Source organism: Enterobacter mori (assembly GCF_025244905.1).
GTDB lineage: Bacteria > Pseudomonadota > Gammaproteobacteria > Enterobacterales > Enterobacteriaceae > Enterobacter > Enterobacter mori_A.
In genome coordinates, this window is the sequence record NZ_CP104285.1 from 1,707,061 (window position 1) to 1,727,176 (window position 20,116).

At 54.5% G+C, this 20,116-nt stretch carries 25 protein-coding genes; 10 read left to right on the forward strand and 15 right to left on the reverse strand.

What is annotated here, in order from left to right:
• The 3 genes from N2K86_RS08010 to N2K86_RS08020 all read right to left on the reverse strand — a co-directional run bounded on the left by N2K86_RS08010 (window position 1) and on the right by N2K86_RS08020 (window position 2,755).
• A complete protein-coding gene (locus N2K86_RS08010) occupies window positions 1-375 on the reverse strand; it encodes a MysB family protein (protein WP_100167059.1) in 375 nt (124 codons plus the stop codon).
• Between the two features lie 86 nt (window positions 376-461).
• Window positions 462-1,691 carry a multidrug efflux MFS transporter MdtG gene (gene mdtG / locus N2K86_RS08015; protein ID WP_260661082.1) on the reverse strand — a complete coding sequence of 410 codons (1,230 nt, stop codon included), beginning with the start codon at window positions 1,689-1,691 and terminating at the stop codon, window positions 462-464.
• A 137-nt stretch (window positions 1,692-1,828) separates the two neighbouring features.
• On the reverse strand, window positions 1,829-2,755 hold the full coding sequence (locus tag N2K86_RS08020; RefSeq protein ID WP_260661083.1) for a Kdo(2)-lipid IV(A) acyltransferase: 927 nt from the start codon (window positions 2,753-2,755) through the stop codon (window positions 1,829-1,831).
• 219 nt (window positions 2,756-2,974) lie between these two features.
• On the opposite strand from N2K86_RS08020, the gene trhO reads away from it, so the two are divergent.
• Window positions 2,975-4,024 carry an oxygen-dependent tRNA uridine(34) hydroxylase TrhO gene (trhO, locus tag N2K86_RS08025; protein ID WP_260661084.1) on the forward strand — a complete coding sequence of 350 codons (1,050 nt, stop codon included), beginning with the start codon at window positions 2,975-2,977 and terminating at the stop codon, window positions 4,022-4,024.
• A gap of 37 nt (window positions 4,025-4,061) precedes the next feature.
• Here the strand turns inward: trhO and N2K86_RS08030 are convergent, their stop codons facing one another.
• From N2K86_RS08030 to mdtH, 9 genes are all read right to left on the reverse strand, one after another.
• Complete coding sequence (locus tag N2K86_RS08030) at window positions 4,062-4,640, reverse strand: YceI family protein (protein WP_260661085.1); 579 nt, start codon at window positions 4,638-4,640, stop codon at window positions 4,062-4,064.
• A 1-nt stretch (window position 4,641) separates the two neighbouring features.
• A complete protein-coding gene (locus N2K86_RS08035; protein WP_260661086.1) occupies window positions 4,642-5,208 on the reverse strand; it encodes a cytochrome b in 567 nt (188 codons plus the stop codon).
• Between the two features lie 226 nt (window positions 5,209-5,434).
• Window positions 5,435-5,548: a DUF2770 family protein gene (locus tag N2K86_RS08040; protein WP_260661087.1), complete on the reverse strand. Its 114-nt coding sequence runs from the start codon at window positions 5,546-5,548 to the stop codon at window positions 5,435-5,437.
• A 50-nt stretch (window positions 5,549-5,598) separates the two neighbouring features.
• The gene (solA, locus tag N2K86_RS08045; RefSeq protein ID WP_260661088.1) at window positions 5,599-6,717 is read right to left on the reverse strand and encodes an N-methyl-L-tryptophan oxidase; all 1,119 of its coding nucleotides are present in this window, start codon (window positions 6,715-6,717) and stop codon (window positions 5,599-5,601) included.
• A 116-nt stretch (window positions 6,718-6,833) separates the two neighbouring features.
• Entirely contained in the window at window positions 6,834-7,088 is a 255-nt protein-coding gene (gene bssS, locus N2K86_RS08050) for a biofilm formation regulator BssS (RefSeq protein ID WP_260661089.1), read from the reverse strand.
• A 273-nt stretch (window positions 7,089-7,361) separates the two neighbouring features.
• Window positions 7,362-7,607 carry a DNA damage-inducible protein I gene (dinI, locus tag N2K86_RS08055; RefSeq protein ID WP_260661090.1) on the reverse strand — a complete coding sequence of 82 codons (246 nt, stop codon included), beginning with the start codon at window positions 7,605-7,607 and terminating at the stop codon, window positions 7,362-7,364.
• Window positions 7,608-7,681: 74 nt separating this feature from the next.
• Window positions 7,682-8,728 carry a dihydroorotase gene (gene pyrC, locus N2K86_RS08060; protein ID WP_221549650.1) on the reverse strand — a complete coding sequence of 349 codons (1,047 nt, stop codon included), beginning with the start codon at window positions 8,726-8,728 and terminating at the stop codon, window positions 7,682-7,684.
• 126 nt (window positions 8,729-8,854) lie between these two features.
• Window positions 8,855-9,415 (reverse strand): lipoprotein, encoded by a 561-nt coding sequence (locus N2K86_RS08065; RefSeq protein ID WP_010429621.1) that lies wholly within the window; start codon window positions 9,413-9,415, stop codon window positions 8,855-8,857.
• Window positions 9,416-9,539: 124 nt separating this feature from the next.
• Window positions 9,540-10,748: a multidrug efflux MFS transporter MdtH gene (gene mdtH / locus N2K86_RS08070; protein WP_260661091.1), complete on the reverse strand. Its 1,209-nt coding sequence runs from the start codon at window positions 10,746-10,748 to the stop codon at window positions 9,540-9,542.
• Window positions 10,749-10,985: 237 nt separating this feature from the next.
• Between mdtH and rimJ the strand changes: the two genes are divergently transcribed.
• The 4 genes from rimJ to murJ all read left to right on the forward strand — a co-directional run bounded on the left by rimJ (window position 10,986) and on the right by murJ (window position 14,821).
• The gene (gene rimJ, locus N2K86_RS08075) at window positions 10,986-11,570 is read left to right on the forward strand and encodes a ribosomal protein S5-alanine N-acetyltransferase (RefSeq protein WP_010429626.1); all 585 of its coding nucleotides are present in this window, start codon (window positions 10,986-10,988) and stop codon (window positions 11,568-11,570) included.
• Between the two features lie 9 nt (window positions 11,571-11,579).
• Window positions 11,580-12,230, forward strand: a complete 651-nt coding sequence (locus N2K86_RS08080; protein WP_260661092.1) for a YceH family protein — start codon at window positions 11,580-11,582, stop codon at window positions 12,228-12,230.
• 2 nt (window positions 12,231-12,232) lie between these two features.
• On the forward strand, window positions 12,233-13,156 hold the full coding sequence (locus tag N2K86_RS08085; protein WP_260661093.1) for a Gfo/Idh/MocA family protein: 924 nt from the start codon (window positions 12,233-12,235) through the stop codon (window positions 13,154-13,156).
• A 129-nt stretch (window positions 13,157-13,285) separates the two neighbouring features.
• Window positions 13,286-14,821, forward strand: coding sequence for a murein biosynthesis integral membrane protein MurJ (murJ, locus tag N2K86_RS08090; protein WP_260661094.1), 1,536 nt, complete (start codon window positions 13,286-13,288; stop codon window positions 14,819-14,821).
• Window positions 14,822-14,880: 59 nt separating this feature from the next.
• On the opposite strand, the gene flgN is transcribed toward murJ, so the two are convergent.
• The 3 genes from flgN to flgA form a co-directional block, all read right to left on the reverse strand.
• Complete coding sequence (gene flgN, locus N2K86_RS08095) at window positions 14,881-15,306, reverse strand: flagella biosynthesis chaperone FlgN (protein ID WP_260661095.1); 426 nt, start codon at window positions 15,304-15,306, stop codon at window positions 14,881-14,883.
• 4 nt (window positions 15,307-15,310) lie between these two features.
• Window positions 15,311-15,604, reverse strand: coding sequence for a flagellar biosynthesis anti-sigma factor FlgM (gene flgM, locus N2K86_RS08100; protein WP_010429637.1), 294 nt, complete (start codon window positions 15,602-15,604; stop codon window positions 15,311-15,313).
• 93 nt (window positions 15,605-15,697) lie between these two features.
• On the reverse strand, window positions 15,698-16,357 hold the full coding sequence (gene flgA, locus N2K86_RS08105) for a flagellar basal body P-ring formation chaperone FlgA (protein ID WP_260661096.1): 660 nt from the start codon (window positions 16,355-16,357) through the stop codon (window positions 15,698-15,700).
• 157 nt (window positions 16,358-16,514) lie between these two features.
• Between flgA and flgB the strand changes: the two genes are divergently transcribed.
• From flgB to N2K86_RS08130, 5 genes are read left to right on the forward strand one after another with little or no spacing between them, the layout of a single operon-like run.
• Window positions 16,515-16,931 carry a flagellar basal body rod protein FlgB gene (flgB, locus tag N2K86_RS08110; protein ID WP_010429643.1) on the forward strand — a complete coding sequence of 139 codons (417 nt, stop codon included), beginning with the start codon at window positions 16,515-16,517 and terminating at the stop codon, window positions 16,929-16,931.
• Between the two features lie 3 nt (window positions 16,932-16,934).
• Window positions 16,935-17,339: a flagellar basal body rod protein FlgC gene (flgC, locus tag N2K86_RS08115; RefSeq protein ID WP_010429647.1), complete on the forward strand. Its 405-nt coding sequence runs from the start codon at window positions 16,935-16,937 to the stop codon at window positions 17,337-17,339.
• An 11-nt stretch (window positions 17,340-17,350) separates the two neighbouring features.
• On the forward strand, window positions 17,351-18,061 hold the full coding sequence (gene flgD, locus N2K86_RS08120) for a flagellar hook assembly protein FlgD (protein ID WP_260661097.1): 711 nt from the start codon (window positions 17,351-17,353) through the stop codon (window positions 18,059-18,061).
• A 26-nt stretch (window positions 18,062-18,087) separates the two neighbouring features.
• Window positions 18,088-19,338 carry a flagellar hook protein FlgE gene (gene flgE / locus N2K86_RS08125; RefSeq protein WP_260661098.1) on the forward strand — a complete coding sequence of 417 codons (1,251 nt, stop codon included), beginning with the start codon at window positions 18,088-18,090 and terminating at the stop codon, window positions 19,336-19,338.
• 20 nt (window positions 19,339-19,358) lie between these two features.
• Entirely contained in the window at window positions 19,359-20,114 is a 756-nt protein-coding gene (locus N2K86_RS08130; RefSeq protein ID WP_010429655.1) for a flagellar basal body rod protein FlgF, read from the forward strand.
• The last annotated feature ends 2 nt before the right edge of the window (window positions 20,115-20,116 follow it).

Here is a 20,116-nt window from a genome sequence, read left to right on the forward strand (position 1 = left end):
TTAACGTTCGTCCCACTCATCGGCTGCGGTCTGGCCCTCTTCGGTGTCCAGCGGCGGTTCGAGTTGAAATTCACCCTCATCCCATTCATGCAGGGTATTTTCTTCAAGCCATTCCTGGCGTAATTCAATTTCGTCATAATCGCCGTCAAAGACGGCCTGAGCACCTTCACCGCTCAATATCGGCAAACATTCTCCCTCTTCACCGTCATCGGCAAAGAATTCGGCCTGCCACATAATATCGCCGTCCTGCAGGACATACTTTTGGATATTGAGTTGTTGCACGTCAGCATCTTCTTCCTCAATGCCGGGATTATCGGCGAGGAATTCTTCACGAGCGGCATCAATAGCTTCTTCCAGCGTGGCGTACATGGTCATCGGTGTCTTCCTGTTTTTCATGAAGGTATTCAGGGAAAGAATAGCTGATTCTCTGATTTTGCAAGTATGAATGCGAAAATAAGCCGTCAGGCATTTGTGTTATTCAGTCCAGAACGCAACGTCCTGGTTAAACTGAAACAGGAGTAAATGGCGTTAAACAGCACGACACCGGCTGTGACGATAAAAACGGCGCGAAAGCCGAAGCTGGCGGAAATTCCTGCCCCGACAAGCGGCCCGGTGACGTTGCCGATATCACGAAACGACTGGTTATAGCTAAAAATACGTCCGGCGATTTGGTTCGTTGAGTTGTAGACCAGCAGGGTCTGTACGGCAGGTAATAACGCACCGTCTGCCGCGCCGAGCAAAAAGCGCAGCAGGCCGAGTTGCCAGGGAGACTGCACCATCGCCATCGGGATGAGTAACAGAACGGAAATCACCAGCGCACAAATCAGGATCTTTTCGGGCCCAACGCGGTCGCCGAGTTTTCCCAGCCCTGGTGCACTTAGCAGTGCCGCCACGCCAGGTACTGATGCGATCAGCCCGCTGATAAAGGCTATATTACTGACGTTGCCCGCCAAATCGCGCACGTACAGCGTTAAAATTGGGGCTATCGACCCGGTCGCTACCTGAATGATCATGGTCGTCACGAACAGGCTCAACACCAGTTTGGGGTTTTTCAGCGAGGTAAGAACATCCCGGGCATGAAGCATCTCTTTTTTGGCGACTGGCGTGAATTTTTCACGGATACAGAGCAAGGTGACGACGAAGCAGAGGAACAGCACGCTGGCGGTGATGAAAAAGACGGGCCGCAGGCCGTAGCTATCCGCCAGTAAGCCGCCCGCCAGAGGTCCAAGAAGCGCACCGCTGACGCCACCCGTTGAGAGCGTACCGAGCGCCCAGCCGCTTTTATGGCGTGGAATTTGTGTGGCAATCAGGGCGTTAGCATTGGGAATGAATCCGCCCAGCAGGCCAAGCAATGCGCGCAGCACCAGGAACTGCCAGACGTTTTGCGCCACGCCCATCAGCGCCATAATGATGGCCATCCCCAGCGCTGAGCGCAGCAGCATAATTTTACGCCCCTTGCGGTCGGCAAGGCCGCCCCAGAATGGCGACGCGATAGCGGAGAACAGGAAGGTGATGCTAAACACCAGACCCGACCACATGTTGAGCGCGCTGTGGCCCGTTACGCCAAGCTGTTCAACGTAGAGAGGCAGGAAAGGCATGACCAGGCTGAACGCCGCGCCCGTCAGAAAGCAGCCGAGCCAGGCAACCGCGAGGTTACGTTTCCAGTTTATGGGAGCATCTGAGGGTGACATAACTCTCCGCAATTAAGATACAGTGCGCCGGGAAGGAGAAGTAATAAGCGTGCTAATTATGCGCCTGGGTCAGGATTGCCGCAATGAGGGGGGCTTTAAAAGCTAAAACAGCATGCGGCCCGGAGGCCGCATGACAATCAGTATCGGGAGGGAACGCCCTGCGGGCGCGTTTTAAAGCGGCGATGGAGCCACATGTACTGCTCTGGTGCCAGCATGATGCATTTCTCCACAATACCGTTCATCCAGCGCGCAGTGGTTTCTGCGTCGTCCAGAGGAGGCGTGAGTTCAGGCTCAAGCATGATGAGCTGATAGCCTGAACCATCCGGCTTGCGGCGTGGGACAAAAGGAACAATTGCCGCTTTAGACATCCGGGCGAGCATCCAGGTCCCCGTGGTGGTCGCCGCTTCTTCGACGGCAAAAAAGGGCACAAACACGCTGGATTGCGGGCCGTAATCGTGATCGGGGGCGTACCAGACTACTTCACCGGATTTGAGGGCGCGGATCATGCCCTTCAGATCTTTACGGTCAATCATGCTTTTATTAGAGCGCATGCGGCCATTGGTCTGGATGAGATCGATGACCGGATTGTCATTCGGTCGATATACGCCAATACCAGGCGCCTGCATGCCAAACATACGCGCGCCGATTTCAAGCGTCAGGAAATGGACGCCAATCAACAGTACGCCGGTCTGATTAGCCTGCAAAGTGTGCACGGGCTCCATACCTGTTCCGGCAACTTCCGTCCAGCGGGCCATTCTTTTGTCCGACCAGAACCATGCAATGCCTGTTTCCATCAGCCCCATGCCAACGGATTCGAAATTTTTAACCACCATATCGTGACGCTCTGTCTCACTCATCTGCGGAAAACAGAGTTCGAGGTTGCGGTAAGCAATCCTGACGCGGCGTTTCATGAATTTCCGGGCAACGTGGCCGATCCCTTTACCGAGGCGGAAAATAACCGGGTAAGGAAGTTGTACGATAAGCCACAACAAGCCAATGCCAATCCAGGTCAACCAATAGCGGGGATGCAAAAGGGCGGCAGTAAATTTCGGTAACTGGGTCATGTCTGTCCTGTGTTCTTACGTCCTGAATGGCTATTCTCGCATTTTTTAGTACGTAGCCAAAATGTCTGTCATCGAAACGTGCACGAATGCAGCAATTGTTAATCCTGGTAAATCAGGAAGAGAGAAATGTAGCGTAAATTGTGTGGATGTAAATTAGCTTTGTTTGCTATATGATGCCGACCGATTTTAATTCTCTAACGATTGCAGGACTTGTACACCATGCCAGTGTTACACAACCGCGTATCGAATGAGATGTTGAAAGCGCGTATGTTGGCTGAAACCGAACCGCGCACGACAATCTCATTCTACAAATACTTCACTATCAACGATCCACAAGCGACTCGTGATGAACTCTATCAGGCGTTGACTGCACTCAATGTCTTCGGGCGCGTCTATCTGGCGCGTGAAGGCATCAATGCGCAGATCAGCGTGCCGGAAAGTCACGTCAACGCCTTCCGTGATTTTCTCTACGGCTTCGATCCGGCGCTTAATGGTCTACGCCTGAACATTGCGCTGGATGATGACGGGAAATCGTTCTGGGTTCTGCGCATGAAAGTGCGTGAGCGTATCGTGGCTGACGGAATTGATGATCCCAGCTTTAATGCGGGTGACGTCGGGGAATACCTGAAGGCCGCTGAAGTGAACGCAATGCTTGACGATCCTGATGCGGTCTTTATCGATATGCGTAACCACTATGAGTATGAAGTGGGCCATTTCGAGAACGCGATGGAAATTCCGGCGGATACCTTCCGCGAGCAATTGCCGAAAGCGGTTGAAATGATGCAGGAACATAAAGACAAAAAGATCGTGATGTACTGCACCGGCGGGATCCGCTGTGAGAAGGCCAGCGCGTGGATGAAGCACAACGGTTTCAACAAGGTCTGGCACATCGAAGGTGGCATCATTGAGTATGCTCGCCGCGCGCGTGAGCAGGGCCTGCCGGTACGCTTTATCGGCAAAAACTTTGTCTTTGATGAGCGCATGGGGGAGCGTATTTCCGACGACGTGATCGCCCACTGCCACCAGTGCGGAACGCCTTGCGATACGCATACCAACTGCAAAAACGACGGTTGCCACCTGCTGTTTATTCAGTGTCCAGCCTGCGCTGAGAAATTTAACGGCTGCTGTAGTGAGCTGTGCAGCGAAGAGAGCGTGTTGCCGGAAGAAGAGCAGCGTCGCCGTCGCGCAGGTCGCGAAAACGGGAACAAGATTTTTAATAAATCCCGCGGCCGTCTGAATACCAAACTGGGTATTCCCGACCCTGAGTAATGATTATGCCCGGCGGAAAATACCGCCGGGCCTGGTTTTATCCCTTCTGCTGAACGCCTTCCACGGAAATTATCAGTTCAACATCCTGAGATGCCGGGCCTAAATCCGTGGTGATGTTAAAGTCTTTCAGGTGAATTTTACCTGCAGCTTCAAAGCCTGCACGTTTCCCGCCCCACGGATCATCACCCTGACCGAGCAATTTCGCATTAAGAGTGACGGGTTTCGTTACACCATTAAGCGTCAGGTTGCCGGTAATATCCAGCTTGTCACCGTCCTTTTTCACGCCGGTAGATGCGAATGTTGCCTGCGGGAATTTCGATACGTTCAAAAATTCTGCACTGCGTAAATGTTTATCACGCTCGGCGTGATTGGTATCCACGCTATTGGTATTAATGGTGACATTGACTTTATCCGCTGCCGGATTTTTTTCGTCAAAAGTAAAGTTGCCATCAAAATCGTTAAAGGTGCCATATAGCCAGCTATAGCCAAGATGCTGAATACGGAAATTGACGAAGGCATGCTGGCCCTCTTTATCAATTTTATAATCAGCCGCAACAGCAGAACCGGTGGTGAATAACAGTGAACCTAAGGCGATGCCCAGCAGGTGTTTTTTCATTTTATGCTCCAGAGTCAGAAGACGAACGGCCAAGCATGCGCTTCAGCGTGTCGTCTTTATCGATAACGTGATGTTTGAGGGCCGCGAGCCCGTGAAGGACAGAAAGAATAACCACGCTCCAGGCCAGCCACAGATGGACAACGCCAGCGGTATCCGCCTGGACGCCAGCATCGCTGAGTGTGGCGGGAACGTCAAAAAGACCAAAGACGCTGATCGGCTTGCCATCCGCAGTTGAAATAAGGTATCCGCTAATCAGAATGGCAAAAAGCAGGGCGTAGAGAGCAATATGGGCCGCGACAGCGCTCACGCGCGTGAATTTCCCGTGGGTTTTCGGCGCGGGTGGCGGTGGGGAAATATGTCGCCAGACTACGCGAACCACAAGACCCATCATCAACAGGACACCTATGCTTTTATGCAGTTCAGGTGCCTGGTGATACCAGCCGTCATAATAGCTTAACGTGACCATCCAGAGCCCAAGCCCGAACATAGCATATACCGCAAGCGCGAATATCCAGTGCAAACCTATGGATATCATTCCGTAGCGATGGGGGGTATTACGCAATTGCATAGGAGGTACCAATCTAAATCATTCGAGCAATAAAAATGAACGGGAACAGAGGATATTGCAACTGAAATAAGTAGATAACGTTTTTAATTTAATTTATTTCAGCGTATTTGAAGGTGTTGCGTGGATGTATTTCAAAAGCTTCGAGCAATAAAACTCAGGTGGAATCAGTGGGTGCGTTAAAAAATAATTAACCTCAAGAAGTGTCAATAAACGTCAGCGTTTCTTTTCAATAAAATACAATGTAAATAACATCAATGATTGCCAGAAGTGCCCACAACAACAGATAGAGCATAAAATGCTCGCGAATATTATTGACGAGTAATTCGACGATCCTGCGCATCTTGTTTCCTCAGATAAAAGAGGCTCCGCAGTTCCGGAGCCTGGCGGGTATTATCCGTCAAAACGTGAGAGCGAGAAGGGCTGCAGATCAAATGGCGGCGTAATACCCTGAGCAAACTGCGCGGCAATTTCGCCAAGCACGGAGGCGAACTTGAAACCGTGGCCGCTGAGCCCGGTAATGAGCAGCGTGTTGTCATGCCCCGGCAGGGTATCAATGATGAAATCTTCATCAGGCGTATTGTCATAGGTGCAGGCCGCGCCGTAGAGCAAGCCGCCAACGCCCGGCAGGATAGTGCGCAGGAACATGAACGCTTCTGAACCATCCTGAGGGTACGCGCCAAAGGGTTTGCGTTCCTCAGGCGTGGAGATAATTTGTCCGCCGTTGTGTTTGCCAATCTTAAGTGCGTCCTTCTCTGACGGGAAGCCATAGAATTGATCGCCGTTCGGTAACTCGCCGGTGAATGCCGGGAATTTATTCTGCGCACTGTAACGACCGTCGGACTGGAACCAGGAGAAGACTTTACGCACGGGCTGAATGGGCAGATCCGGGAGCAGTTTTGTTACCCAGGTTCCGGCGCTGATCAGCAGTCGAGACGCAGAATAGTCTCCGTCAGCGGTGGTGACGGTGACACCGTCAGCATGATGGGTTATGCCGCTCACGGGGCAGTTGAACAACTGGGCACAGCCTGCTTTTGCCGCCAAATCAATCCAGGTCTTAATAGCCGCTTCACAATGCAGTACGCCTGAGTTGGCTTCAAACAGTCCGATGTAATCATCCGGAACGGCGATCTCCGGCCAGCGTTTCATAATGCCGTTCGCATCCAGACGTTCAACATCAAGATTAAATTCCTTCGCGCTTTGTTCCACGTTCGCAAGAAATGCAGAACTGGTCGGGCCAAGGTTGATAATCCCCGTGCGGTCAAAAATGCGTTCCTCGGTCAACTTTGCCAGTTCATCCCACAGCGTCTGGGCACGTAAGACCAGCGGGACATAACGCTCTCCTTCACCATAGGCGTGGCGAATAAGACGGGTATCACCGTGATGGCTCCCTTCCGCGTGCGGAGGAAGGTGCGCATCAATCATCAGAACCTTCAGACCGGCCTGCGTTGCGTAATAACCGGCAGCAGAACCTACGGAACCGCTGCCAATAATGATTAAGTCGTATCTCATATGCATCTCGTTAACTCACGCTTTGTTAGCAGAGTAATTAACTATGCGGGCTGACACAAGGGAGAAATAAATAAGGCACCCCGTGGGTGCCTGTTGAGTGAAAAATGGGCATCGCACTAATGCCGTTTATACTCATTTTCCTGATAGTCGCCAGATTCTATTTTTGCGATACCTGCTTCTAAAATAGAAATAAACTGACGGGCGACGTCTGTTGTAAGCCACAGCGTCTGTCCAACTTCCGCTTCGTCACGGTTGAGTTGATTTGGGGTCTGGTAGTGCAAACGCAGCATCAGCGCATCGTAGCTATCTACGGTACTGATATCCCAGCCGACAAGCGGGTGGGTCTGGATGACATCACTATTCTTTTCCATTATAACCCCCTAAATGCGTGTTAGAAGACAACGGCTTTGAGGTTCAATGCATGTTTTTCTGAAAGCATCTTCAGTATACAAGTAATAAGGGCTCCGAAGAGAAAAATAAACAGCTGGCAACACATTTTTCTGCGTTTTAGGATTGTTCGAACAATAAAACACCGTCTTGTTCACGATTTTCTAAGAAGATGCTGAAATAATTTGAACTTATCCAGGATAAAAAACAAAAAAAGCCGGGGCGACCCGGCAAAACAAAACAATGAGGGAGCAAGGTTAATCCGTAATGAACCAGTCGTCGGCGCTTTCCCACGTTTCCTGCAGGATTTCGCTGATACGATCTTTGTCTTCTTTTGCACCGCCGATGACGGAGAGGTTGTTTGCGGCCGCGTAACGTACCGTTACGGCGCCATCATTTTCAGGAAAGGTGCTGTGAATACGACGGGATAACTCGCCCGCCAGCGCATCGAGTGCGCCAGCAGGCAGAACGGTTGTTTTGGCAATGGTGACTTCAATACGCATAAATGCCCCCTGTGTAATATACTGTTTATATATACAGGTATATTATGGATTTGACAACAAGAGGCATTGATTTTTTAACGTTTTACCGTCCAGTGTACGGTTTCACCGGCCAGGAATGGGATCAGCGTGTCATCCGTCAACGGAATCGCGTCGTCCACCTGGCTTGCTTTGCGCTCCAGCTCGATGAAGGTCTCATTGACCGGCAGACCATAGAAGCGTGGGCCGTTGAGGGAGCAGAACGCTTCAAAATGTTCCAGGGCATTCATCTCTTCAAACACGGTGGCATAGCTTGCCAGCGCCGTCGGCGCGTTGAAGCAGCCAGCGCAGCCGCAGCTGGCCTCTTTACGGTGACGCGCGTGCGGGGCGGAGTCCGTTCCCAGGAACGCGCGGGAGAAACCGCTGGCAACCAGTTCACGCAGGGCTTGCTGGTGGATATTGCGCTTAAGGATCGGCAGGCAATAGAGGTGAGGGCGCACGCCGCCAACCAGCATGTGGTTACGGTTAAACATCAGGTGCTGAGGCGTGATGGTGGCGGCGATAAGATCGTTGCCATCGCGAACATATTCTGCGGCATCTTTGGTGGTGATGTGTTCAAACACCACTTTGAGGGCAGGCAGACGCTGGCGCAGCGGTTCCATTACCGTTTCGATAAACCGGGCTTCACGGTCGAAGATATCAATCTCGGCGTGCGTCACTTCCCCGTGTACCAGCAGCGGCATGCCCAGTTTTTGCATCCGTTCCAGAACGGGCATGATGGCATCAATGCTGGTCACACCATGGCTGGAGTTGGTGGTGGCATTGGCCGGGTAGAGTTTCGCCGCGGTGAAGACGCCTTCGTTAAACCCGCGTTCCACTTCGTTCGGGTCGAGTGAATCGGTCAGGTAACAGGTCATCAGCGGGGTGAAATCATGCCCCGCCGGAACGGCGTCAAGAATACGCTGGCGGTAAGCCATCGCGGCATCGACGGTCGTGACTGGCGGGACCAGGTTAGGCATAACAATCGCGCGGCCATAAATTTCGCTGGTGTAGGGCACGACGGTTTTCAGCATATCGCCATCGCGCAGATGGATATGCCAGTCGTCAGGGCGGCGGATTTTAAGAACCTGGGGTTGTGCAGTCATGGAAGCTCCGGCTTGTCAGGAATCAGTCATAAGGATGGCTGTTTTTGCCGGACACAAATCATAAGCGGAAACGTTTTCGTTTGCACACTTTTCTGCGAAAAAAAAGGCGCTTCCGCGCCCTTCAGGTTAATCGGTGAAAGGAATAATGATTTCTCCCGGTTTCACCTCTATCCCTTTTGCATATTTTTTCGCGAGCGCTTCACCCTTACTCTTGTCTTCGCTTAAGACATAGGCGGGTTGCTGGTTAAAGTAATTACGCAGCGACTGATTCAGATAAGGCATCAGGGTTTGCAGTACCGGCTTCATTTTGTCCGGCGTGACGACCGCATCGACGATCTCCATTTCCTGCAGGAAAATGGCCCCTTTCTCTTTGTTGAAGACCGGCAGCGCCTTGAGCTTCAGCTTAATATCGGCTTTCTGGTTGCCAAATAATGAGGTCATATCCAGCGTTGCGTCACCGGAAAGGGTGACTTTGTTCGGCTCTTCACGTCCAATCTGACTGGCGAGATTGCTGAGGACGATATGTGCATCGGCAAGGCCCGGGACGCCGATGTCTTTGGCAAAGTTATTATGTTTTTCCAGCGCCTGATTAATTTCCTGCTCACTGACGGTGTACTGCGTAAGCTGGTTACAGCCTACCAGCAGGCCACTCACAATTAACGCAGCGGCAATGACAATCTTCTTCATAATGTTCCTCAACGAAAAATCGGCGCATCTGTCCTGATACGCCAGTATGTCAGTGTGAATAGGGAGAAACCAGCAGAAAAAACTGAGAATTGAGGCGGGAAAGGACGCCCGCCAGAAAGAAGAACTAGGCGCCAGGTTCGAGCATGCCGCTCGCGCTGCGCTTCTGGCTGAATTGCCACCACAGAGCCAGCAGGGTCATAAAGCCCACCACGCCGAGCATCATCCACGGCAGTTCCGGCTGGCTTAGCGCTTTACCGGCGTCGAACAGCCAGCCGCCTCCGGCATAGCCCAGCGCACCGCCAAGGGCGAGCCCAAGTCGACTGAACCCCATATAGCTGCCACGCGCGCGCGCGTCGGCAAGCGAGGCACTTAGCGTCTCACGCGCGGGTTCGGCAATGATCGAGCCGATGTAGAAGGTGCAAATCAGCATGAACAGCTGCTGCAGCGAATTCACGAGCCCGATGGGCATCATGCTCAGCGTCATCAGCAGAAGCCCTGCCATCAGGCGATGCTCCAGACGAAAGCGGCGCTCGCTCCAGCGGGCGATCGGGTAGAGGAGCGTCAATGACAGACAGGCCTCAATGGCATACATCCACTTCACGGCGGCAGGGGTTCCTGCAATGTCGTTAACCATGATCGGCAGCATCAGCATAACCTGCACCGCCAGCATGTAGTACCCCGTCAGGGTGAGCACATAGGTGACAAAGCGTTTGTCGCGCAAAACGCGGCCCAGGCCTTCTCGCACCGGTGCTTTCACCGTCGACAGTTTCCACGCGGGCAGGAACAGACCATTGAACAAGGCGCAGAGAATAAACAGCACCGCACCGGTCGCACAAACCAGACGGAAATCATACTGCAGGAGCCAACTGCCCAGCAGCGCGCCAATCACCGCGCCCGCGCTGTCCTGCATCATCAGAATCGAGAAGAAGCGTCCCCGGTGCTGCGGACGGATCAACTTCACCACCAGCGCGGTACGCGGTGGATCGAACAGGGTGCCGCCAATCCCTGAGAGGAAGCAGGAGAACCACAGCAGCCAGGGCTCGTGAGCTATTGCCATCGTGGCAAAGCCTGCCGCGCGTAACAGCATGCCGGTAACAATCATCGGTTTAGCGCCGAAGCGGTCAGCAATGGCCCCGCCAAAGACGCCCAGCCCCTGCTGGACAAACTGGCGCAACCCCAGCGCAATGCCAACCATTAATGCCGCCCAGCCCATCTGATCGACAAAGCGGATCGAAATAAGCGGAAAAACGACAAAAAAGCCGAGCACGACCAGCATGTTATCGACGAGCAGGAAATATTTACCCAGGCTCCTGGCCTGTGATACGCGGGACATTTTCCCTCCAGGGAAAATAAGAAGGTGAGCACGCTAACATTCTGCGGTGTCGCCGCGCTTTTTCCCACCCCTGAGCGTGACAATATTTTTTTATCAAAAGGGTGCTTTGATAGAGAGTTCTCATCGAAAAATGTGAAAAGAGGTCAAAATGGTATGTCACTGTTTTCACAGACGGCGCAGGCGCAGGTATAGTAAAGCTAATGGGTAGAACAGAAGTGACGGGAAGGAGTGGTATCGATGTTTGGCTATCGCAGCAATGTGCCAAAAGTGCGTCTGACAACGGACAGGCTCGTCGTTCGTCTGGTGCATGAGCGTGATGCCTGGCGTCTGGCGGATTATTACGCCGAGAATCGCCAGTTTTTAAAACCCTGGGAACCCGTTCGGGATGAAAGCCATTGTTACCCCTCAGGCTGGCAGGCGCGTCTCAGTATGATCGCGGAATTTCACAAACAGGGCAGCGCGTTCTATTTCGCGCTGCTGGATCCGGAAGAAAAAGAGATTATCGGCATCGCCAATTTTTCTAACGTAGTGCGCGGATCGTTCCACGCCTGTTATCTCGGCTACTCCATTGGTCAGAAATGGCAGGGGCAGGGGCTGATGTTTGAGGCGTTAACGGCGGCGATCCGCTACATGCAACGCACGCAACATATCCACCGTATTATGGCAAACTACATGCCGCATAATCAGCGCAGCGGGGATTTGCTGGCGCGCTTAGGCTTTGAGAAAGAGGGCTACGCCAAAGACTATCTTCTTATCGATGGCGAATGGCGCGATCATGTTCTCACCGCATTAACCACCCCGGACTGGACTGCAGGTCGTTAAGGAGAAAAGATGAAATATCAGTTAAGCGGTGCAGAAGCGCGCGTTGTCGGCAGCCTGCTGGAAAAACAGATCACCACGCCGGAACAGTATCCGCTTTCGGTCAATGCCGTGACGATGGCCTGCAACCAAAAAACCAACCGTGAGCCGGTCATGAACCTCAGCGAGCATGATGTTCAGGACGTGCTGGATGCGCTGGTTAAACGCCACTACCTGCGCACCGTCAGCGGTTTCGGTAATCGCGTCACTAAATATGAACAGCGCTTTTGTAACTCTGAATTTGGCGACCTTAAACTCAGTAGCGCCGAGGTAGCGGTGATCGCGACGCTGCTGCTGCGCGGGGCACAAACCCCGGGGGAACTGCGGACGCGAGCTTCCCGCATGCATGAGTTCAGCGACATGCAGGAGGTCGAACAGACGCTTGAGGGGCTGGCTGCTCGTGAGGATGGCCCTTACGTGGTGCGTCTGGCGCGCGAGCCGGGAAAACGCGAAAGCCGCTATATGCATCTCTTCAGCGGTGACGTTGAAGCCGCTAGCGCGATGGCTGAATCGGATCTCCCTGCAGGCAATGATAGCCTTGCCGCGCGCGTAGAGGCGCTGGAAGAAGAGGTCGCCGGGCTAAAACAGCGTCTGGATGCGTTGCTGGTACATCTGGGAGACTAACAGTGAAAAAATTACGCATTGGCGTGGTCGGTCTGGGCGGTATCGCGCAAAAAGCGTGGCTACCGGTTTTGGGCGCAGCATCTGACTGGACGCTGCAGGGGGCCTGGTCGCCCACGCGTGAGAAGGCCGAGCGCATCTGTGAAACCTGGCGCATTCCGTATGCCGGCTCGCTTCAGGCGTTAGCCCGCGAGTGCGATGCGGTATTTGTGCATACCTCAACGGCAACGCACTATCAGGTGGTGAGTGAACTGCTTAACGCGGGTGTCCACGTCTGTGTAGATAAGCCACTTGCTGAAAATGTTCAGGATGCCGAACGGCTGATTGAGCTTGCCGCGCGCAAAAAGCTGACGCTCATGGTGGGCTTCAACCGCCGCTTCGCGCCGCTTTATCAGCAGCTTAAGGCGCAGTCGGGCACGCTTGCCTCGCTGCGGATGGATAAGCACCGCACCGACAGCGTCGGGCCGAACGATCTGCGTTTCACCCTGCTGGATGATTATCTTCACGTCGTGGATACGGCGTTATGGCTGACGGACGGCAATGCACAGCTGAAAAGCGGCACTCTGCTGACAAACGATCAGGGGCAGATGGTCTATGCGGAACACCACTTTGCCGTTGAGCATCTTCAGGTGACCACCAGCATGCACCGTCGGGCCGGTAGCCAGCGTGAATCCGTGCAGGCGGTGACCGACGGCGCGCTGGTCGACATTACGGACATGCGTGAGTGGCGAGAAGAGAAGGGCAACGGCGTGGTGACGCTGCCCGTTCCCGGCTGGCAGAGCACGCTGGAGCAGCGCGGTTTTGTCGGGTGTGCTCGTCACTTTATCACCTGCGTGCAAAATCAGACGGTTCCTGAAACCTCCGGCGAGCAGGCGATTCTGGCGCAGCGCATTGTGGAAAGGCTCTGGCGCGACGCCATGAGTGAATAACTCGCTGTAACATCTGCGGATAGTAATTCGTTGAAATCCGGTTAGACTAAGCGCCGCTTGTTGGCTTTGCCGGGTGGCGCTTACGCTTACCCGGTCTACAAATCCGTATGGTTCTGGAAATTCACGTTAATGAACTTATTAAAATCGCTGGCGGCCGTCAGCTCGATGACCATGTTTTCCCGCGTGCTCGGCTTTGCGCGCGACGCCATTGTGGCAAGGGTATTTGGTGCAGGGATGGCCACGGACGCCTTTTTCGTCGCGTTCAAATTGCCGAACTTATTACGCCGTATTTTTGCGGAAGGCGCTTTTTCCCAGGCTTTCGTGCCGATTCTCGCAGAATATAAAAGCAAGCAGGGCGAGGACGCGACCCGCGTTTTTGTCTCTTACGTCTCGGGGCTACTGACCCTGGCGCTGGCGGTGGTGACCGTCATCGGGATGCTGGCCGCGCCCTGGGTGATTATGGTGACGGCACCGGGCTTTGCGGATACGGCGGATAAATTTGCCCTGACCTCGCAGCTGCTGCGTATTACTTTCCCCTATATTCTGCTGATCTCGCTGGCCTCGCTGGTGGGGGCGATACTCAATACCTGGAACCGCTTCTCCGTCCCGGCGTTTGCGCCGACATTCCTTAACGTCAGCATGATCGGCTTTGCGCTGTTTGCCGCCCCGCATTTCAACCCGCCGGTGCTGGCGCTGGCCTGGGCCGTGACCGTGGGCGGCGTGCTGCAGCTTGCATATCAGCTGCCGCACCTGAAGAAAATCGGCATGCTGGTCCTGCCGCGTATCAACCTTAAAGATGCCGGTGCGATGCGGGTTATTAAGCAGATGGGGCCCGCGATCCTCGGGGTTTCCGTCAGCCAGATCTCGCTCATCATCAACACCATTTTTGCCTCTTTCCTGGTGTCAGGCTCGGTCTCCTGGATGTACTACGCTGACCGTCTGATGGAGTTTCCATCCGGCGTGCTGGGCGTGGCGCTGGGGACGATTCTGCTCCCGTCGCTCTCCAAAAGCTTTGCCAGCGGCAACCACGATGAGTATTGCCGCCTGATGGACTGGGGGCTGCGTCTCTGCTTCCTGCTGGCGCTGCCGAGTGCGGTGGCGCTGGGGATTCTGGCGAAACCGCTGACGGTGTCGCTGTTCCAGTACGGTAAATTTACCGCCCATGACGCCGCCATGACCCAGCAGGCGCTAATTGCCTATTCGGTAGGGTTGATGGGGCTGATTGTCGTGAAAGTGCTGGCGCCGGGATTCTATTCACGCCAGGACATCAAAACGCCGGTAAAAATCGCCATTGTGACGCTGATTATGACCCAGTTGATGAACCTGGCGTTTATTGGTCCGCTGAGACATGCCGGGCTGGCGCTGTCGATTGGTCTGGCGGCCTGCCTGAATGCCGGGCTGCTGTACTGGCAGCTGCGTAAACAAGATATTTTCACGCCGCAGCCGGGCTGGGCGCGTTTTCTTGTGCGTCTGGTGATCGCGGTGCTGGTGATGTCGGCGGCATTGCTGGGCATGCTGTATGTCATGCCGGACTGGTCAGCGGGTACCATGCCATTCCGCCTGATGCGCCTGATGGCCGTTGTGGTGGTCGGCGTGGTGGCATACTTCGCCACGCTCGCGGTGTTGGGATTCAAGGTGAAAGAGTTCACCCGCCGGACGGCATAAACGCCAAAAGGGGAGTTCACCTTATGGTGCTCCCCACAGCCTGATTTGCCGCTAAGGCGTCAAATCGAAATCTTTTTCCCGCCCGTAATCCGTGCCGCGGCCGTCTGACCATCCGCACCGTACAGCCCAGGCTCTTTATGTGGCTTTAATACTTCCAGAGCCTGCTGATTACGCACCATCTGCCCCTCAAGTAACCAACCGTTATGCTGGTTGAGATCGCGCAGATGCTGGGTTTTTTCCGTAATCGTTTGCCAGCGTTCGACAATTTCATCGTTGGCGCTGCGCTTCTGATCCTGTTCAGCGCGTCGCTGATGCTCAAGGTAATCCAGCGTCGCCAGAAGCGAACTTTTGTCTTCAGTAATGCGTTGCAACGCGCTGCCGTTGATTTGACCCGAAGACAGGTGTTGTTGTTCAGCATCCATTACCGTTTTCAGGTCGTTCAGGACAACCGTCATTTGATCCAGTATTTCTGACAGTCGACTCATACGGTTATTTACTCTGTAAGAAACTCTGCGCTTCCTCGATCAGCGCGTCAGCGATTTTGCTTGTATCCATTTTCAGCTCGCCGTTACGAATGGCCGTTTTCAGCGCTTCAACACGTTCCATGTTGATATCGCTGCTGCCCGGCTGCATCAGTTTGGACTGCGCGTCGCTTAAGGTCACGCTGGTGCTGTTAGCCGTAGACGGTTTTTCCAGACGCGTTTTCTGCGCGGGTGCGTCATTCGTTTCGCGAGGTTGTACAGTACTAACCGGCTTCAGGGCTGATGTACGATCAATGCTCATAGTGTTGTCCTCATCGAGGGTTCGCGGCGTTTGCGCCTGACATCATCATTAGTTGAATATTTATCGGCAGGCACCGCGAAATCTTTAAAAAGATTATAGGTTAATCAGAATATTCCCATCAGAATCGACGGTCCCGCTAACCACCTGGCCTGAAGACATTCTGACCCGGGCATTTTGCGCCACGGCGGCATTGTTTAATGCCTTACCTTCACTGTTGATACTAAAGCCGTCTCCGTTGGCAACCACCATCACCTGTTGACCCGCTTTCACCCGCCACGCTTTACGCAGCATGGAGAGTTGAATGGCCTGGCCTGGTGCCATATCGCGCAGGCTGACCGCGTCCTGTGCCTGGTTTATGTCCAGCATCGTTCGCGGCGGAAGCTGATCCAGTCGACCGCGCTTAAGCGTCACGCTGCTGGCCTGCAGTACGCTGCCGCGGGCAATGGGCGCGGCGGCAACAACATAATTTCCCGTCGCCTGAACCGCAACCTGTAAATAGCGTTTTTCGTTGGTGCAGCGCGCCAGCACGTTCACGTTACCCCACAGCTTTGTCGCGCCGGTCACGGTGAATGAGGGCTGCTCGCAGGAGGGATAGAGATTGGACGGCGTGCGCACGGTGACGCTGACTTCATCGCTAAAGCCCGCCAGCTGCTGTGCAAAAAAGGCCGTCAACTGAGCCTGTAAGTTTTCAGCCTGCGCCAGAGGGCTTAAAAGCAATAAGGTTGCCGCCAGGCCTCGTTTTATCGTCCGCATTGCACATCCCACCGTTTCCAGAATTGAGAGGATTCTACCCGCAGTGGTTTTACATCAACGCAATAAATAGCGACGCATTTTGCGCTTATTCCGTCGATAGGGGAGACGGGGTGAGATTTAAGCTGTGAACTGAAATTTTGCCATCAGCGGAGGAGACATGCTCGATAAACTCGACGCCGCGTTACGTTTTCAGCAGGAAGCGCTCAATTTACGCGCCCAGCGGCAGGAGATTTTAGCCGCCAATATTGCCAACGCTGATACCCCGGGGTATCAGGCGCGCGATATTGATTTTTCCAGTGAACTTAAAAAAGTGATGGAGCGTGGACGTGCCGAAGGAACGGGTGTCGCACTTGCACTGACATCCTCACGCCATATTCCTGCTCAGGCGATGACCGCGCCAACGACCGATTTACTTTATCGCATTCCCGACCAGCCATCGCTTGACGGCAACACCGTCGACATGGACCGGGAGCGTACGCAGTTCGCCGATAACAGCCTGCAGTACCAGACGGGCCTGACCCTACTCGGCGGACAAATTAAAGGCATGATGACCGTCCTGCAAGGGGGCAACTAATCCATGGCTTTGCTGAATATTTTTGATATCGCCGGTTCGGCGTTAACGGCACAGTCCAAGCGTCTGAACGTTGCCGCCAGTAACCTCGCTAACGCCGACAGCGTAACCGGTCCTGACGGACAGCCCTATAAAGCGAAACAGGTGGTCTTTCAGGTCGATGCTGCACCGGGTGCGGCAACAGGCGGCGTGAAAGTCTCTGACGTGGTGGAGAGCCAGGCACCGGATAAGCTGGTGTATGAACCGGGCAACCCGCTCGCCGATGCCAGTGGTTACGTGAAGATGCCTAACGTGGATGTGGTCGGTGAGATGGTGAACTCGATGTCCGCCTCGCGCAGCTATCAGGCAAACGTCGAAGTGCTCAACACCGTGAAGAGCATGATGCTCAAAACACTCACGCTCGGCCAGTAAAGGAGACACGCATGTCCATTGCCGTCAGTATGAATGACCCAACGAATACGGGGGTCAGCGGTGCCAGTACGACCTCCGGTTCCAGCTCCCTGACCGGAAGCAGTGCTAACGATCTGCAAAGCAGCTTTTTAACGCTGCTGGTGGCGCAGCTGAAGAACCAGGATCCTACCAACCCGATGCAGAACAACGAACTGACCACGCAGCTTGCGCAGATCAGTACCGTGAGCGGCATTGAGAAACTGAATACCACGCTCGGCTCCGTCTCCGGTCAAATCGACAACAGCCAGTCTTTGCAGGCAGCCAACCTGATTGGTCACGGGGTGATGATCCCGGGGACCACCATTCTGGCGGGTACCAGCACCACCGATGGCACCTCAACTACCACTACCACGCCGTTTGGCGTTGAGCTGCAGCAGGCGGCTGACAAAGTGACCGCGACGATCACCGACTCGACCGGTGCCGTGGTACGCACCATCGACATCGGTGAGTTGAAAGCAGGTGTGCATACCTTCACCTGGGATGGCAGCCTGACCGACGGCACCAAAGCGCCAAACGGTTCCTATAAGGTGGCGATCAGCGCCAGCAGCGGGACCACCCAACTGGTTGCGCAGCCGCTGCAGTTTGCACTGGTTCAGGGCGTCATCAAAAGTAGCGATGGCAACAAACTGGATTTGGGTACCTCTGGTACCACCACACTCGACGAAGTTCGGCAGATTATCTAAGCCTTTACACTTATCAGGAGTAAGTCATGGCCTTTTCTCAAGCGGTCAGCGGCCTGAATGCTGCGGCCACCAACCTGGACGTCATTGGCAACAACATCGCCAACTCCGCGACCTATGGTTTTAAATCCGGTTCGGCCTCGTTTGCCGATATGTTTGCAGGCTCTAAAGTCGGCCTGGGCGTGAAAGTCGCGGGCATCACTCAGGACTTTACCGACGGTACTACCACCAATACCGGTCGTGGCCTGGACGTTGCCATCAGCCAGAACGGTTTCTTCCGTATGGTGGATTCCAACGGCTCTGTTTTCTACAGCCGTAACGGCCAGTTTAAGCTCGACGAAAACCGTACCCTGGTGAACATGCAGGGGATGCAGTTGACCGGCTATCCGGTTGCGGGTACGCCACCAACGGTGCAGACCGGTGCGAATCCACAGGCGATTACCATCCCTAACACCCTGATGGCCGCGAAGGCGACCACAACGGCAACCCAGCAGATCAACCTGAACTCCACGGATGATGCGCAGACTGCCGCTTTCGATGCGACTAACCCGGATACCTACAACAAAAAAGGGACCGTGACCGTATTCGATACCCAGGGTAACGCCCACAATATGTATGTCTACTACGTCAAAACAGCAGACAACAAATGGGATCTGTACACCCAGGACGGTAGCGTTGCCGGTTCGCCAGCAACCAAAGCCGCTCAAATGAACTTTGACAGCAACGGTAACCTGGCGGGCGTGTACAACTACAACGCGGCTGGCGTACTGAGCGGAACGCCAAACGCCACCCCGGCTATCAACATCACTACCGGGTCGGTGAGCGGCGCGACGCCTGCGACGTTCTCTCTGAGCTTCCAGAACTCCATGCAGCAGAATACCGGTGCCAACAACGTTGTCGGGACCACCCAGAACGGCTACAAGCCGGGCGATCTGGTGAGCTACCAGATTAACGACGACGGTACCGTTGTGGGTAACTACTCCAACGAGCAGACGCAGGTGCTGGGCCAGATCGTGTTGGCAAACTTCGCCAACAATGAAGGGCTGCAGTCAGAAGGCGATAACGTGTGGTCTGCCACCCAGTCTTCGGGCGTTGCGCTGCTCGGCACGGCGGGTACCGGTAACTTCGGTACGCTGACCAACGGCGCGCTGGAAGCCTCTAACGTGGACCTGAGTAAAGAGCTGGTGAACATGATTGTCGCGCAGCGTAACTACCAGTCGAACGCGCAGACCATCAAAACGCAGGATCAGATCCTCAACACGCTGGTTAACCTGCGTTAAGCGGCTAACAGGAACGCGCAATGGATCACGCAATATATACAGCGATGGGCGCGGCAAGCCAGACGCTCAATCAGCAGGCCGTTACCGCCAGTAACCTGGCTAATGCCTCTACGCCGGGCTTTCGCGCGCAGCTTAATGCGCTGCGTGCAGTGCCGGTCGAAGGGCTTTCATTGCCTACGCGTACGCTGGTGACGGCATCCACTCCCGGTGCCGATATGACGCCGGGCCAGATGGATTACACCTCGCGTCCATTAGACGTTGCCCTTCAGCAGGACGGCTGGCTGGCGGTGCAAACGGCAGACGGCGGCGAAGGCTATACCCGTAACGGTAATATCCAGGTGAGCGCAACCGGGCAGTTGACCATTCAGGGCCATCCGGTGATGGGCGAAGCCGGTCCGCTTACGGTACCGGAAGGCTCAGAGCTGACCATCGCGGCAGACGGCACCATCTCGGCGTTGAACCCGGGCGACCCGGCCAATACCGTTGCGCCCGTCGGGCGTCTGAAGCTGGTAAAAGCGGAAGGCAAAGAGGTGCAGCGCGGCGATGACGGCATGTTCCGTCTGACCCAGGCGGCACAGGCCACCCGTGGCGCTACGCTCCAGGCTGACCCGAGCATTCGCGTGATGTCCGGCGTGCTGGAAGGCAGTAACGTCAAGCCGGTTGAAGCCATGACCGACATGATTGCCAGCGCCCGCCGTTTTGAAATGCAGATGAAAATTATCAGCAGCGTGGATGAAAACGCGAGCAAGGCTAACCAACTTCTGGCTATGAGTTAACA

Coding starts and splice junctions, on each gene's coding strand:
- flgD (WP_260661097.1), top strand. CDS start 17,351: ATGTCCATTGCCGTCAGTATGAATGACCCAACGAATACGGGGGTCAGC.
- pyrC (WP_221549650.1), bottom strand. CDS start 8,728: ATGACTGCACAACCCCAGGTTCTTAAAATCCGCCGCCCTGACGACTGG.
- mdtH (WP_260661091.1), bottom strand. CDS start 10,748: ATGTCCCGCGTATCACAGGCCAGGAGCCTGGGTAAATATTTCCTGCTC.
- dinI (WP_260661090.1), bottom strand. CDS start 7,607: ATGCGTATTGAAGTCACCATTGCCAAAACAACCGTTCTGCCTGCTGGC.
- flgM (WP_010429637.1), bottom strand. CDS start 15,604: ATGAGCATTGATCGTACATCAGCCCTGAAGCCGGTTAGTACTGTACAA.
- N2K86_RS08065 (WP_010429621.1), bottom strand. CDS start 9,415: ATGAAGAAGATTGTCATTGCCGCTGCGTTAATTGTGAGTGGCCTGCTG.
- trhO (WP_260661084.1), top strand. CDS start 2,975: ATGCCAGTGTTACACAACCGCGTATCGAATGAGATGTTGAAAGCGCGT.
- N2K86_RS08080 (WP_260661092.1), top strand. CDS start 11,580: ATGAAATATCAGTTAAGCGGTGCAGAAGCGCGCGTTGTCGGCAGCCTG.
- flgC (WP_010429647.1), top strand. CDS start 16,935: ATGGCTTTGCTGAATATTTTTGATATCGCCGGTTCGGCGTTAACGGCA.
- N2K86_RS08010 (WP_100167059.1), bottom strand. CDS start 375: ATGACCATGTACGCCACGCTGGAAGAAGCTATTGATGCCGCTCGTGAA.
- flgN (WP_260661095.1), bottom strand. CDS start 15,306: ATGAGTCGACTGTCAGAAATACTGGATCAAATGACGGTTGTCCTGAAC.
- N2K86_RS08020 (WP_260661083.1), bottom strand. CDS start 2,755: ATGACCCAGTTACCGAAATTTACTGCCGCCCTTTTGCATCCCCGCTAT.
- murJ (WP_260661094.1), top strand. CDS start 13,286: ATGAACTTATTAAAATCGCTGGCGGCCGTCAGCTCGATGACCATGTTT.
- N2K86_RS08130 (WP_010429655.1), top strand. CDS start 19,359: ATGGATCACGCAATATATACAGCGATGGGCGCGGCAAGCCAGACGCTC.
- N2K86_RS08040 (WP_260661087.1), bottom strand. CDS start 5,548: ATGCGCAGGATCGTCGAATTACTCGTCAATAATATTCGCGAGCATTTT.
- bssS (WP_260661089.1), bottom strand. CDS start 7,088: ATGGAAAAGAATAGTGATGTCATCCAGACCCACCCGCTTGTCGGCTGG.
- mdtG (WP_260661082.1), bottom strand. CDS start 1,691: ATGTCACCCTCAGATGCTCCCATAAACTGGAAACGTAACCTCGCGGTT.
- solA (WP_260661088.1), bottom strand. CDS start 6,717: ATGAGATACGACTTAATCATTATTGGCAGCGGTTCCGTAGGTTCTGCT.
- N2K86_RS08030 (WP_260661085.1), bottom strand. CDS start 4,640: ATGAAAAAACACCTGCTGGGCATCGCCTTAGGTTCACTGTTATTCACC.
- flgB (WP_010429643.1), top strand. CDS start 16,515: ATGCTCGATAAACTCGACGCCGCGTTACGTTTTCAGCAGGAAGCGCTC.
- N2K86_RS08035 (WP_260661086.1), bottom strand. CDS start 5,208: ATGCAATTGCGTAATACCCCCCATCGCTACGGAATGATATCCATAGGT.
- flgA (WP_260661096.1), bottom strand. CDS start 16,357: ATGCGGACGATAAAACGAGGCCTGGCGGCAACCTTATTGCTTTTAAGC.
- flgE (WP_260661098.1), top strand. CDS start 18,088: ATGGCCTTTTCTCAAGCGGTCAGCGGCCTGAATGCTGCGGCCACCAAC.
- rimJ (WP_010429626.1), top strand. CDS start 10,986: ATGTTTGGCTATCGCAGCAATGTGCCAAAAGTGCGTCTGACAACGGAC.